This window comes from Cyclonatronum proteinivorum (assembly GCF_003353065.1).
GTDB classification, from domain to species: Bacteria; Bacteroidota; Rhodothermia; order Balneolales; family Cyclonatronaceae; genus Cyclonatronum; species Cyclonatronum proteinivorum.
In genome coordinates, this window is sequence record NZ_CP027806.1 from 3570000 (window position 1) to 3582506 (window position 12507).

The window sequence follows — 12507 nt, forward strand, 5'->3', positions numbered from 1 at the left end:
ATCATATTTTATACGGCATAGTCGTATATTCGCTTCCGATACGGCTGCGGCCTTCACTGTCAGTCAGGAATTCCCTCAACAAAAAACTTTCGTCTTGCCGAAAATCAAACTAACGCAGGAGCAGGAACATATTTTCACCGTAATCGCAGAAGCCGGCGTACGCTGCAATCAGCCGGTTTATGTGATAGGCGGCTTTGTACGCGACTACTACTTAAAACGCCGGGACGCTCAGAAAGAAGCCGACATTGATTTCGTGACGGTAGGTTCCGGCATTGATCTGGCACTGGAAACAGCCCGCCTCCTCAACACCCGGCAGGTCAGCGTATTCCGCAACTTCGGAACGGCGCATATACGGTACGGCAATTTCGATCTCGAATTTGTGGGCGCGCGGCGCGAAAGCTACGACCGCAGCTCGCGAAAACCGTTCGTTGAAAACGGCAGCCTGCAGGATGATCAGAAGCGCAGGGATTTTACCATCAACGCCATGAGCTGGTCGCTCAGCAAAGGAAACTGGCTCGATCTGATCGATCCGTTTGGCGGGATGAAAGATCTGGAAGCCGGTATCATCCGCACCCCCCTTGAGCCGGCACAAACGTACAGCGATGATCCGCTGCGCATGATGCGCGCGGTGCGCTTTGCCGCGCAGCTACAGTTTCACATCGAACAGGAGAGCTACGACGCCATCACCGCAATGGCCAGGCGGCTGGAAATCATCTCCAAAGAGCGCATTCTCGAAGAGCTGAACAAAATCATTCTCGCTCCTGTCCCCTCCCGCGGTTTCAAGCTCTTATTCCATACCGGCTTGCTCGGGCAGTTTTCCCCCGAGATGATCGCCCTGCACGGGGTGAAGGAAGTGGACGGCGTTCGCCACAAAGACAATTTCTGGCACACGCTGCAGGTGCTCGATAATATTTCGGAGCATACCGACAGCCTTTGGCTGCGCTGGGCGGCCATCATGCACGACATCGGCAAACCGCCTACACAGCGCTTCTCCAAAGAACACGGCTGGACCTTCCACGGGCACGATGCCGTTGGCGCAGCCATGACCAAGCGGATATTCCGCCGGCTCGGGCTGCCGATGGATGAGCGCCTCCGCTACGTGCAGAAACTTGTGCGCCTGCACCTGCGACCGATCGCGCTGGCCAACAACGAAGTCAGCGACAGTGCGGTTCGTCGCCTGATTTTTGAAGCCGGCAACGACATTGACGACTTGATGACCCTCTGCCGGGCCGACATCACGAGCAAAAACGATGAAAAAGTACAGCGCTACCTCCGCAACTTCGATCATGTGGAAGAGCTGGTAAAAATAGTAGAAGAAAAAGATCAGCTGCGGAATTTTCAGCCGCCGGTTGACGGCCTCGAAATCATGGAAAAACTGGGGCTCAAACCGGGGCCGGCGGTCGGAGAAATCAAAGACGCCATCACCAATGCCATCCTCGACGGGGAAATCCCCAACGAACGCGAAGCCGCACTGGCTTTCATGTACAAAACTGCCCGTCAGCAAGAAGGTCCGTAACCACGTACCACGATACCCTCTGCCACCTGAAAAGCCTGATCCGGCCCCGAAAAACAGACCGACCCGGAAACACATCCCCCGAAAATAAAAACACCCGCTATGTCAGACATTTTTGTAGCCCGCTCCTATGCGAAAATCAATTTAGGGCTTTTCATCCGGGAGCGCCTGCCCAACGGCTACCATGATATCGAAACCGGCTTTGCCTTCATTGACATGAGCGACCGGCTTGAAGTGCGCAGGGCCGAACAAACCCGTATCCGCTGCAACGACCCCGGGGTGCCGACCGGCAAGGATAACCTGATCGTGAAAGCCATCACAGCCTTTCACCAACGCTACGGGACTTCCGGCTACTTCGACATCAGCCTGCAAAAAACCATCCCGGCGGGGGCGGGACTGGGCGGGGGCAGCAGCAACGCAGCCGTCATGCTCCGCCTGTTGAGCCGCATATATGAACTTGATATCCCCCTGAACGAACTCGCCGAACTCGGCGCAGCGCTGGGCGCAGATGTGCCCGTTTTCGTGCGCGCACAAACCGCCATCGGCACCGGTACCGGCACAGCGCTCAGCTTCGTCGATTTTCAGCCCGACTTCCATATTGTAACCGTTTGGCCGGGCATTCACAGCAACACGGCAGAAGCCTACGGCCTGTGCGAACCCGGCGGACCTCCCGAAATACCGCTGTCCGAAATTCTGACTGAATACGAGCCGGATGAATGGAACTACCTGTTGCGCAACGATCTCGAACCGGGTGTCATCAGCCGGTATCACCATGTCGGCAACATCAAGGATCAGTTCTATGATATGGGTGCCCTCTATGCCGCCATGAGCGGCAGCGGCAGCGCGGTATTCGGGATTTTTGAACAGGAACTCACCGCAACCGACAGCTACAAGTACTTCCTTCAGCTTCAGTACCGCGCCAACCTCACCCCGCCGGGCTTCCGCCCGAAACACGGTGTATATCTGAAAGCTTGAGTTTTTTTCGTAAATTGGCACGCTGTCAAGGTTATAAATCAATCCTTTAATTTCTCACACATTATAAAGCTATGAGCACAACGACAAGCAAAAAGCTTAACGTCAAGACCGGTATGGACACCGAGTCGATAAAGGCAGATATTCTGAGCCATTTGCGCTACAGTCTGGCTACTGATATTGAGACGGCCAACAAAAAAGAGTTTTACAAAAGCGTAGTTCTTTCCGTAATGGACCGCCTGCATGATAGCTGGCTGAACACCCAAAAAGAGTACCGGGAAAAGAAGACCAAGAAAATTTACTACATTTCGATGGAGTTTCTCATCGGCCGTCTTCTCGACAATGCGCTGGTGAACCTCAATCTCGAACAGGAATTCCGCGACGCCTGTAAAGATCTGGGCTACGACTACGAAGAAATCAGAGATATTGAAAATGACGCCGCGCTCGGCAACGGCGGCCTCGGACGCCTCGCAGCCTGTTTCCTCGATTCCATGGCGACGCTTGGTCTGGCCGGCTTCGGGTACGGAATTAAGTACGACTACGGTATCTTCAAGCAAAAAATTCACGACGGCTATCAGATTGAGCGCCCGGACGACTGGCTTCGCTTCGGTACGCCCTGGGCCACAACCCGCCCGAGTGTGATGTACCCCGTCCGTTTTTACGGCCGCTCCGTGCCTTACACCGATGAAGACGGTCATCTGCGCTTCAAATGGGAAAACACGCAGCACGTGTACGCCCTGGCCAACGACATCCCCATGCCGGGCTTCCGCAACGGCGTGGTAAACAACCTCCGCCTCTGGAAAGCCACCTCGCCAAAATCGCTTGACCTCACAAGCTTCAATCAGGGTGAATACATCAACGCGGTGCGCGATATTGAGCTGCACGAAAACATCAGCCGCGTACTCTACCCGAACGACAAAATCTTTGTGGGTCAGGAACTGCGTCTCAAGCAGGAATACTTCCTGGTATCATCCACCCTGCAGGATATCCTGCGCGAGTACAAGCAGCAGCACGACGACCTCCGCGACCTGCCCAAGTACGTCGCCATTCAGTGTAACGACACGCACCCGAACCTCGCAGTGCCTGATCTCATGCGCATTCTCATGGATGAAGAAGGCTTCGATTGGGAAACTTCCTGGGATATCACGGTCAAAACGCTTTCCTACACCAACCACACCGTACTGCCCGAAGCCCTCGAAAAATGGCCGGTTTCCATGCTGCGCAACCTCCTGCCGCGTCACCTGCAAATCATCTATGAAATCAACAAGCGCTTCATCAACAAAGTGCATGAGCATTTCGGCGATGACGTCAACCGCGTACGCCGCATGAGCATCATCAGCGAAGGCGAGCAGCCTTCTGTACAGATGGCCAACCTCGGTATCGTAGGCACGCACAAAGTAAACGGCGTTGCGGCCCTGCACACCGATCTCATCAAGAAAACCATCTTCCGCGATTTCTTCGAGATGTACCCCGAGCGCTTCACCAACAAAACCAACGGCATCACCCCGCGCCGCTGGCTGAAGCAGTGCAACAAGCCGCTCGCTGACCTTATCACCTCAGAAATCGGTGATTCATGGATCACGCACCTCAGCGACCTTCGCAAGCTCGACGACAAAGTGAACGACAAAAAGTTCATGAAGAAATACAGCGACATCAAGCAGCAAAACAAAGAACGGCTTGCGGCTTATGTGAAAGAAAACTATGGTTTTGAGCTCAACACCAAGGCCATCTTCGATATTCAGATCAAGCGGATTCACGAGTACAAGCGTCAGCTCATGCTGGCCATTTACGCCGCAGCGCAGTACAACTACATCAAAGCCAATCCGGACGCGCCCGTAGTGCCGCGCACGATTATCTTTGCCGGAAAAGCTGCACCGGGCTACGCGATGGCCAAAATGTTCATCAAGCTCATCAACAGCATTTCGGATAAAATCAACAACGACCCGGATATGGAAGGCAAGCTGCAGTGCTTCTTCCTCGACAACTACTCCGTTACCCTCGCCGAGCAGCTCATTCCTGCCGCAGATGTTTCCGAGCAGATTTCAACAGCCGGTATGGAAGCGTCCGGAACGGGCAACATGAAGTTCGCCCTCAACGGCGCCGTTACCATCGGTACCCTCGACGGAGCAAATGTGGAGATCAAGGAAGAAGTGGGCGATGAGAACATCATCATCTTCGGCCTCACCGTCGAAGGCGTGGAAGAACTGCGCCGCAGCGGCTACTCCTCCTGGGAGTACTACAATGCCGATAAAGCGCTCAAGCAGGTGATAGATCAGATCCGCGACGGCTTCTTCGAGCCGGATCACCCGTCCCTGTTCCACACCATCACCAATTCGCTCCTCGACGGCAACGACTACTTCCTCGTCCTGGCCGACTACCCGGCCTATGCCGAAGCGCAAAAAGAAGTCGACGCCCTCTACAGCAAGCCGGATGAGTGGTTCAAAGTCGCGCTGTACAACACCGCGCGCGTGGGCAAGTTCTCCTCCGACCGCACCATCTCTGACTACGCAACCGACATCTGGGGCTGCGAAGATCAGCTCAACAAAGGCCGCGAATATCAGGGCTCATAAGCCGCACGGAATCAACCCAGTTAACCCGGTCTGATTACCCGTAAACCAACCTAAAACAGGCTGACCTGCATAAAGCGGATCAGCCTGTTTTGTTATTGCGAAAAGGCGGCTCAGTGCAATCTTTCCCCCTGCGACGGGCAGCCTGAGCTTATCCGATGTTTTATTTTTTTGGGTAAACTCCGTGAACATCAGGAGCTTGGGGGACAGATTGAGCGCCCCCAAACCTAAGACGGGCCCCTTGCTTTTTTTGATCCGGAGCCGTCAAAACCCTGAATGCCTAAACCCGGCTATTCGGACACCGGCAGCAGCTTCCCTTCGCAGCTCCCGAAACCGACGCGGTAGCCGTTGCCTTGCGCCCAGCCGGTCATGATCACGGTGTCGCCATCCTGCAGGAACTTGCGCGTCTCGCCGTTCGGGAAAGCCAGCGGCTTGCTTCCGCGCCAGCTCAGCTCCAGCATGGAACCGTAGCTGTCCTCAGTCGGTCCGCTGATCGTACCCGAAGCCAGCAGGTCACCAGTCCGCATGTTGCAGCCGGTAGCCGCATGATGAACGAGTTGCTGCGCCATGCTCCAGTACAGATACTTGAAATTGGAGACACAAACCGTGTGCGCTTCATCCATTTTCTCGCCCTGAATCGCAACTTCAAGCCGCAGATCGTACGTCTGATCCTTGCGGACAGGCTTCAGGTAGTCCAGCACTTCCGGATCCGTTTGTGCCGGACCCGCCACCCGAAACGGCTCCAGCGCTTCCAGGGTGATGATCCAGGGCGAAATGGACGTGCCGAAGTTTTTGGCCAGGAAAGGCCCAAGGGGCACGTACTCCCACTTCTGTATATCGCGCGCGCTCCAGTCGTTCACCAGCGCCAGCCCGAAGATGTGATCTTCGGCTTCAGCCATGCTGAGACGCTTCCCAAGCGCGTTGCCGCCGCTCACGAAAAAGCCCATCTCCAGCTCGAAATCCACCAGACGGCTCGGTCCAAAAGAAGGCGCAGCCGCATCATCAGCCTTGGTTTGCCCCATCGGGCGGTGCAGGGGCGTTCCGCTGATCACAACCGAGCTACTGCGACCGTGATAGCCAACGGGCAGGTGCAGCCAGTTCGGCTGAAGGGCGTTGTCTTTGCCGCGGAACATGGTGCCCACATTGGTCGCGTGCTCGCGGGAAGAGTAGAAATCGGTGTAATCCCCGATTTGCACCGGCAGCTCCATCACCACATCTTTCATCGGAACCAGCGCCCGCTTCTGCAGATCGGTATCGTCCTTAAGGCGGGCGTCCTTACCGGAGAGTAAATCGCTGATCACCTGACGCGCTTCAACACGGGCGGCTTTCCCCAAATCCATAAAATCGTTGAGCCAGCGCTCTTCAAAAACATCCTGATTGCGAAGCTTCGGCCCGTCAAAAAAGCCCAGGGTCTGCAGCACCTTCAGGTCGAGCACATACTCACCAATGGCGACACCGATTCGGGGCTCACGTCGGGCAGCCGGGCGAAAAACGCCGAAGGGCAGGTTTTGGATGGGGAAATGAGATTCTGCCGGGATGTCAAAAAAGGCTTTGAGAGCGGGGTCAGTCGTTGCGTCGTAAGTTGGCATAACAGGAAAATTTCAGGGTGAATAAATTAAAGTTGGGGATGTGCGCTGAGCAGGCCCAGCGTATGGAGATCTTCCAAAGGTTCGGCAAAACTGCAGCTGCCGTACGATGTTGCGAGTCCGGCACGGTACGCCCGAATTTGGGGAAGGTCAGCCCTGAAATGCTTCCAGGCAAAGCCTTCAACATCAAATATAAAGTGTGCAGCATGCTCGTCCGCCAGCATTTCTTCGATCTTCGACGGATTCCATCCGTGTACTTTTGCAAGCATGATGGCCCCAAAAACATTGAAGTAGCCATGCATCCGCGTTTGCACACCGGCATTGAAATGACGGACCGGATGATGGAGACCCGCTGTAGCTTTGAGCGGCACATCAGCATGCACACAGCTGTGAATAGCGCAGGCAACTTCCGCAACAGAAGGAAACATTTCGGCCTTCACCCCGCCGCACCGCAGCTTGAAACCAATGAGCGCCGGAGCAAAAGGCCCGGAAACGGACGCAAGTGCACCGGTCAGCCTGCCGACGTTTTCAGGCCATGAAGCGTCGCGCTTCAGCTCGAAGAAAAAATCGGGGTCTGTATCGAGCTGCGCGTGAACCGTCTTTATGAGCTGCGTGAGTTCTTTCGGCAATGCTTCGGCATCAGGAAGAACATCGGGCAGCCGGATCTCGAAGGCGCTGACGCGTACATTATGCCCGTGCACATCCAGGAAGCCTTCCACCTGTTTCAGGGCGGTATCCATGTTTTGATGAAAAACCGCTGTGTCGGAGCCGCCACCGGCAAGCACCGAAAAAGGGACCGCTCCCCATTGCTGCGCATGTATGGCAAGCGGGCTTGCAGTGGCGTCAAGCTCGGAAAGCCGCGCAGCGGGAATCACAAAAGATCCGAGCTGTTGCTGAAACGCACCGGCACGGTAGTCCAGAAAGTTTGTAATGGCCGGCTGCATATCCAATCCGGCAGGCGGAAAGAGACCGGCGTAGTCGATAAGGCCTTCTGAGAAGGCACGCAGGGAAGCGTTCATGGCGTCAACATCTTGCATGAAGTCTTGAATTTAAGGTCGAATCAAATAAAACGTTCGGGCTGATACGTGGCGCTAAAATGTTGCTTTTGCGCATAAAATGCAAAGCTGCCGGATTGATCCGGAAAGCTTCTCAGGCCACAGCGGCCATCCCCCGAAAACCCTACGCCCAGTGCCGTACCAACAACGCGCACAGCGCATCCGGCTTTTCGGCCATGGGCAAATGACCGATACCAGGCATAATTTCTACAGTGCAGGCCTGATACCAGCGCGCAATTTTGGGGGCGTAGGAAGCTTTCATCAGCCGGTCGCGGTCCCCGATGATGAGCAGGGTTTTGCCGGGGTACGCGCGCAGCCGGTGCAGCTCACCGCGGGCCTTCAGGCTGATACTCGGAAACGACCAGCCGATGTGACGCAGCGCATTATAGGTCGCCGCTTTCTTCTCGCGGGGCAGGGTTGGAATCAAAAACTTCACAAAAGGCGCAAGAAAAAGGTCGTTTCGGATGAGCCGTCGCATAGGGAATGAGCCCAAAAAACGGAACATATAATCTTCCGGCGGATAATAGCCACCGGGCGCGATCAGCACCAAATGCTGCGTGCGCGCCGGGTACAGACTGGCAAACAGCGCACCGATTCGCGAGCCGAAGGAGTGACAAAGCAGGATGATCCGGCTGATACCTTGTTCGTCGAGCAATGCAGCAAGACCACGGGCGTAGCCTTCGAGCGACATCTTCTCGCGTACTGCATCCGTCTCCGTACGTCCGTGCCACGGCAGCGACAGGCCCCACAAACGATAGGTTTCCGGCAAGAGTCCCTTTAACCGGCGAAACGTGCGGGCATTCCCTCCGAAACCGTGCAAAGCGATCACAAGCTGCCCCGCACTCCGCTCCGGATGATAATCAATGATCTCCGTATAGAATCCGTCAATGTCGGCAAAAAAAGTTTTCATTAAATCGCACCAATCCCTTCCGCAGAATCGAAAAAAAGGTATTCCAGTGAGCATATCCCCCAACAGCAACAGGACATGCCGGAGCTTCAGTGAAAATTAAACAAATGATTGATACTTACCTTCAAAAAAGCGGCTGCGAAAAAGAAATTGAAAGGGGGAAATAATTACGACAAAATGTTTTAATTTAGCGACAGATGTCGTACTTTTAGGGTGTAACAGTATGGTTCACCAAATCAGACCTCTCATGAGCGATCCCAAACACATCAACATCCTCGAAGATACCGCTGTACCCTATCTCAGCGATAAAACGTCCCGCAAATTTTTGAGCATGGCACGAAACGGCCTCACCATCAGTGAGCTCAATCAGCTCATGGAGTCCGCACCCCTCACCCTCAGCGATTGGGCGCACATCCTGTGCATCTCCGAGCGAAGCCTGCAGCGCTATCAGAAAAGTGGTCACCGCTTTCCCGTGCCCGAATCCGAGAAATTACTGCGCATCGGGCAGCTCTTCAACAAGGGCCGCACGGTATTCGGCAGCGATGAGAAGTTCTTCGGCTGGCTCAAAGACCGCTCAGCAGCGCTCGGTGGCGAAAGTCCGCTCAGTCTCTTAGACAGCATTTTCGGCCTCGATATGGTGCTCGATGAGCTTATGCGCATCGAACACGGCGTATTCGCATAAATCAGCCCGTCATGCTTGTTTATCGCGCTACATCCGGGCCCTATGCCAAAGATCTCAGCGGCACCGGCGCAAAATTAGCCGGTGGCCGCTGGAACAGCCGCGGCATTCCCGCCCTGTACACCTCCGAATCTCGCGCACTGTGTCAGCTGGCAGTCCTGGTTCGCATCGATCTCAGGCGCATGCCCGGCGACCTTGTTCTTCTGAGCATTCAGGTACCCGATCACATTCCGGTTCGCACCATCACCCTCCGCGAACTCAGCACAGGCTGGGACGCCTCCCCTCCTGATTCCTTCACGCGGGATCTGGGCGATGAACTCCTCCGCGACCGTGAATGCTGCGTTTTCCGCGTGCCATCATCAGTCGTGCCGGATGAACACAATTATGTATTCAATCCGGCTTCAAAGCACTTTCACGACATTAAAATTGTGGACGAACGCCCCCTGGGGCTGGATCGGTTTTTCTTTTGATGGTAGACGTTTCAGGCTTAAATTCATCAATAAAATCAGCATTAAACAAAAGCAGCTATGGAACCAATAAAAGCTAAACCAAGGGTACATGTTATCAAGCGCGACAAAGGCTGGGCTGTAAAAATAGAAGGGGCTCAGAGAGCGCTAAGGGTATTCAAATCCAAAGAGCAAGCCATTAAAGTCGCTGAAATGACAGGTAAAGACAGCGGGGATGTCGTCATCCACAAAAAAGATGGTTCTATTCAGAAATGGATTAAAGCAGAAGCATAGCAGTGATGTCATTCGAGAGAAATATATTCATCAATTGCCCTTTCGATGACGATTACTACCCGCTTTTAAAACCACTCCTTTTTACTATTATTTCAAGCGGCTTCCAACCCCGAATCACGCTTGAAAGAAGCGACTCCGGAGAAGTAAGGCTAAACAAAATTAAAGAGCTGATCGAAGCTTCAAAATTTTCCATACATGACTTAAGCCGCGCTAAATCAAAAAGGATTAACGAGTACTTTAGGCAGAATATGCCTTTTGAACTCGGCCTTGATCTTGGGTGCAGGGATTATCATCCCGACAAAAAATACCGGAGTAAAAAATTTTTGATTCTGGAAGAAGAAAAATACAGTACTCAAAAAGCTCTGTCCGATTTGTCTTTTGCCGACTGTAAGTGCCACAATGGGGATGCAGAAGAAATTGTCTATGAAGTAAGAAACTGGCTTGCTGAAAACGGAATCAAAATGAAAAGCGCCAGCTCAGTTTGGGACGCTTACAATAAGTTTTATGCGGATTTATTCGAGCAGAAATCTAAGGAAGGATTCAAGCTCAAAGATATTAACAGGCTACCCATAGCTGAGTTTATGCGTGCTATCTCTGAACAGTTTAAATAATGCTCAACATCAGAACTATCGAGTTGAATATTGAGAAGTCCAATTCAAATTAATAAGCGTAAATACATAAAACTATGACCAACTTTTCTCTTTGCCGAATCTTTCTTTGGATACTCTTCATAAGTAGCTTTACATTCCTCTTCTCCTGCAGCAGTCCCGACCAATCCCCCGATCTCATCATCACGAATGCGCACATCGTTACGGTTGATGAAAGCCTGCCTGAGGCGGAGGCACTTGCCGTTCGGAACGGGATCATCATCGCCGTTGGCGATGCCGGCAGCATATCAGAAATGGCCGGGCGCGACACAGAAATTATTGACGCCGGGGGACGCCTTCTTACCCCCGGTTTCATTGACGCGCATGCGCATTTTTGGGGCGTCGGAAGCCTTCGGCTGCAGCTCGATTTGTTGGGCAAGCCGAGCTGGCAGAGTATTGTGGACGCGGTTGCCGCGGCCGTCGAGCAGGCCGAGCCGGGCGACCTGATCGTAGGGCGCGGCTGGCATCAAAACGACTGGCTGGAAGCGCCGGCGCGCATGATCGGAGACCTTCCCCATCACGAAAAGCTGAGCGCGGTTTCCCCGAACAATCCGGTGATTCTCACGCATGCGAGCGGGCACATGACCTTCGCAAATGCGTACGCAATGCAGGTGTTAGGTATCACTTCAGATACAGCTGACCCCGCAGGTGGCGAAATCGTACGCGAAGTAAACGGCGATCCCGCGGGGCCGTTTCGTCAGCGGGCTTCCAACTTGCTCGCGCCCCTGCGCAATAACTGGGAGCCGGATATGGCGGAAGTCGTTCGCATGGCCGAGCGCGAAGCCCTGGGGCTGGGTATCACTACTTTTGGTGACGCCGGTACCCCGGTCCATCATATTCGCGAAATGATGCGGGTACATCGCGAAGACCCGCTTATGGTTCGGCTGCACCTGATGGTCCGCGACCGCACCGAAGTGATGACCGAAGCCCTGCCCGAGCTCGCAGGGGCTATTGAGGGCGATCCGTTTTTTCGGGTGAGCGGTATCAAACGCGCGATTGACGGTGCACTGGGCACGCATGGCGCCTGGATGCTTGAGCCTTATGCCGACAACCCGGGCACAACGGGCTTCAACACAACGCCGCTTGAAACCATCCGCGAGGCCGGTGAACTGGCGCTCGAGCACGGCCTGCAACTGGCCGTTCACGCTATCGGCGACCGCGGCAACCGGGAGGCCCTTGACCTGTACGAAGCGCTCTTTGAAGAGCACGGGGTGTATGGTCCTTACCTGCGCTGGCGCATAGAGCACGCGCAGAACCTGCACCCCGACGATGTGCCGCGCTTCAGTCAGCTCGGCGTGATCGCTTCCATGCAGGGCGTGCACGCAACTTCAGACGGACCCTGGGTTGCGCAGCGGATTTCGGAAGCAAGGGCGCAGCGCGGCGCGTACGTCTGGCGCACCTTGCTGGATAGCGGCGCAGTGATCATTAATGGTACGGATGCACCGGTTGAGCGTCTCAACCCTATGCACAGCTTCCACAGCTCGGTAACCCGCCTTATGCCGACCGGAGACGTGTTTTTCAGCGAACAGGTTATGACCCGTGAAGAAGCCCTGCGCAGCTATACGCTCGACAGCGCATACGGGATCTTCCGCGAACATGATCTCGGCTCACTTACCCCGGGAAAACTCGCTGATTTTGTAGTCTGGGATGGTGATTTTATGCGGGGTGATGCAGATGCCATTCGCGACATCCTGCCGGTGATGACCTTCGTGGGTGGTGAACTTGTCTTTGAAGCTGAGTAAACCCAAAACAAACTTATTTTAGCCAGGATTACCCGGAGCACGCAGGACAGGCTCCGGGTAATTCTGGTTTTTTTTGCATTCGGGACACAGGGTTTGCAC

The 12507-nt window shown here is 54.3% G+C and carries 11 protein-coding genes; 8 read left to right on the top strand and 3 right to left on the bottom strand.

Features of this window, described 5'->3' with window-relative positions; translation table 11 throughout:
• The first annotated feature begins 103 nt into the window (after nucleotides 1–103).
• The 3 genes from CYPRO_RS13525 (at nucleotide 104) to CYPRO_RS13535 (ending at nucleotide 5055) form a co-directional block, all read left to right on the top strand.
• Nucleotides 104–1516: a CCA tRNA nucleotidyltransferase gene (locus CYPRO_RS13525; protein WP_408625767.1), complete on the top strand. Its 1413-nt coding sequence runs from the start codon at nucleotides 104–106 to the stop codon at nucleotides 1514–1516.
• A 99-nt stretch (nucleotides 1517–1615) separates the two neighbouring features.
• The gene (gene ispE / locus CYPRO_RS13530) at nucleotides 1616–2488 is read left to right on the top strand and encodes a 4-(cytidine 5'-diphospho)-2-C-methyl-D-erythritol kinase (protein ID WP_114985119.1); all 873 of its coding nucleotides are present in this window, start codon (nucleotides 1616–1618) and stop codon (nucleotides 2486–2488) included.
• 71 nt (nucleotides 2489–2559) lie between these two features.
• Nucleotides 2560–5055: a glycogen/starch/alpha-glucan phosphorylase gene (locus CYPRO_RS13535; protein ID WP_114985120.1), complete on the top strand. Its 2496-nt coding sequence runs from the start codon at nucleotides 2560–2562 to the stop codon at nucleotides 5053–5055.
• Nucleotides 5056–5342: 287 nt separating this feature from the next.
• On the opposite strand, the gene fahA is transcribed toward CYPRO_RS13535, so the two are convergent.
• From fahA to CYPRO_RS13555, 3 genes are all read right to left on the bottom strand, one after another.
• Nucleotides 5343–6641, bottom strand: coding sequence for a fumarylacetoacetase (fahA, locus tag CYPRO_RS13545; RefSeq protein WP_114985122.1), 1299 nt, complete (start codon nucleotides 6639–6641; stop codon nucleotides 5343–5345).
• Nucleotides 6642–6667: 26 nt separating this feature from the next.
• Nucleotides 6668–7675, bottom strand: a complete 1008-nt coding sequence (locus CYPRO_RS13550) for a hypothetical protein (protein WP_114985123.1) — start codon at nucleotides 7673–7675, stop codon at nucleotides 6668–6670.
• 142 nt (nucleotides 7676–7817) lie between these two features.
• Nucleotides 7818–8603, bottom strand: a complete 786-nt coding sequence (locus tag CYPRO_RS13555) for an alpha/beta fold hydrolase (RefSeq protein WP_164682800.1) — start codon at nucleotides 8601–8603, stop codon at nucleotides 7818–7820.
• A 244-nt stretch (nucleotides 8604–8847) separates the two neighbouring features.
• On the opposite strand from CYPRO_RS13555, the gene parS reads away from it, so the two are divergent.
• From parS to CYPRO_RS13580, 5 genes are all read left to right on the top strand, one after another.
• Nucleotides 8848–9282, top strand: a complete 435-nt coding sequence (gene parS, locus CYPRO_RS13560; RefSeq protein ID WP_164682802.1) for a type II RES/Xre toxin-antitoxin system antitoxin — start codon at nucleotides 8848–8850, stop codon at nucleotides 9280–9282.
• Nucleotides 9283–9293: 11 nt separating this feature from the next.
• Nucleotides 9294–9749: an RES family NAD+ phosphorylase gene (locus CYPRO_RS13565; protein ID WP_114985126.1), complete on the top strand. Its 456-nt coding sequence runs from the start codon at nucleotides 9294–9296 to the stop codon at nucleotides 9747–9749.
• Nucleotides 9750–9806: 57 nt separating this feature from the next.
• On the top strand, nucleotides 9807–10019 hold the full coding sequence (locus tag CYPRO_RS13570) for a DUF2188 domain-containing protein (protein WP_114985127.1): 213 nt from the start codon (nucleotides 9807–9809) through the stop codon (nucleotides 10017–10019).
• 5 nt (nucleotides 10020–10024) lie between these two features.
• Nucleotides 10025–10630: a hypothetical protein gene (locus CYPRO_RS13575; RefSeq protein WP_114985128.1), complete on the top strand. Its 606-nt coding sequence runs from the start codon at nucleotides 10025–10027 to the stop codon at nucleotides 10628–10630.
• A gap of 74 nt (nucleotides 10631–10704) precedes the next feature.
• On the top strand, nucleotides 10705–12408 hold the full coding sequence (locus tag CYPRO_RS13580) for an amidohydrolase (RefSeq protein WP_114985129.1): 1704 nt from the start codon (nucleotides 10705–10707) through the stop codon (nucleotides 12406–12408).
• The last annotated feature ends 99 nt before the right edge of the window (nucleotides 12409–12507 follow it).

Excerpts from the sequence above, each read along its gene's own strand:
- ispE (WP_114985119.1), top strand. The coding sequence starts at position 1,616 with ATGTCAGACATTTTTGTAGCCCGCTCCTATGCGAAAATCAATTTAGGG.
- CYPRO_RS13535 (WP_114985120.1), top strand. The coding sequence starts at position 2,560 with ATGAGCACAACGACAAGCAAAAAGCTTAACGTCAAGACCGGTATGGAC.
- fahA (WP_114985122.1), bottom strand. The coding sequence starts at position 6,641 with ATGCCAACTTACGACGCAACGACTGACCCCGCTCTCAAAGCCTTTTTT.
- CYPRO_RS13550 (WP_114985123.1), bottom strand. The coding sequence starts at position 7,675 with ATGCAAGATGTTGACGCCATGAACGCTTCCCTGCGTGCCTTCTCAGAA.
- CYPRO_RS13555 (WP_164682800.1), bottom strand. The coding sequence starts at position 8,603 with ATGAAAACTTTTTTTGCCGACATTGACGGATTCTATACGGAGATCATT.
- parS (WP_164682802.1), top strand. The coding sequence starts at position 8,848 with ATGAGCGATCCCAAACACATCAACATCCTCGAAGATACCGCTGTACCC.
- CYPRO_RS13565 (WP_114985126.1), top strand. The coding sequence starts at position 9,294 with ATGCTTGTTTATCGCGCTACATCCGGGCCCTATGCCAAAGATCTCAGC.
- CYPRO_RS13570 (WP_114985127.1), top strand. The coding sequence starts at position 9,807 with ATGGAACCAATAAAAGCTAAACCAAGGGTACATGTTATCAAGCGCGAC.
- CYPRO_RS13575 (WP_114985128.1), top strand. The coding sequence starts at position 10,025 with ATGTCATTCGAGAGAAATATATTCATCAATTGCCCTTTCGATGACGAT.
- CYPRO_RS13580 (WP_114985129.1), top strand. The coding sequence starts at position 10,705 with ATGACCAACTTTTCTCTTTGCCGAATCTTTCTTTGGATACTCTTCATA.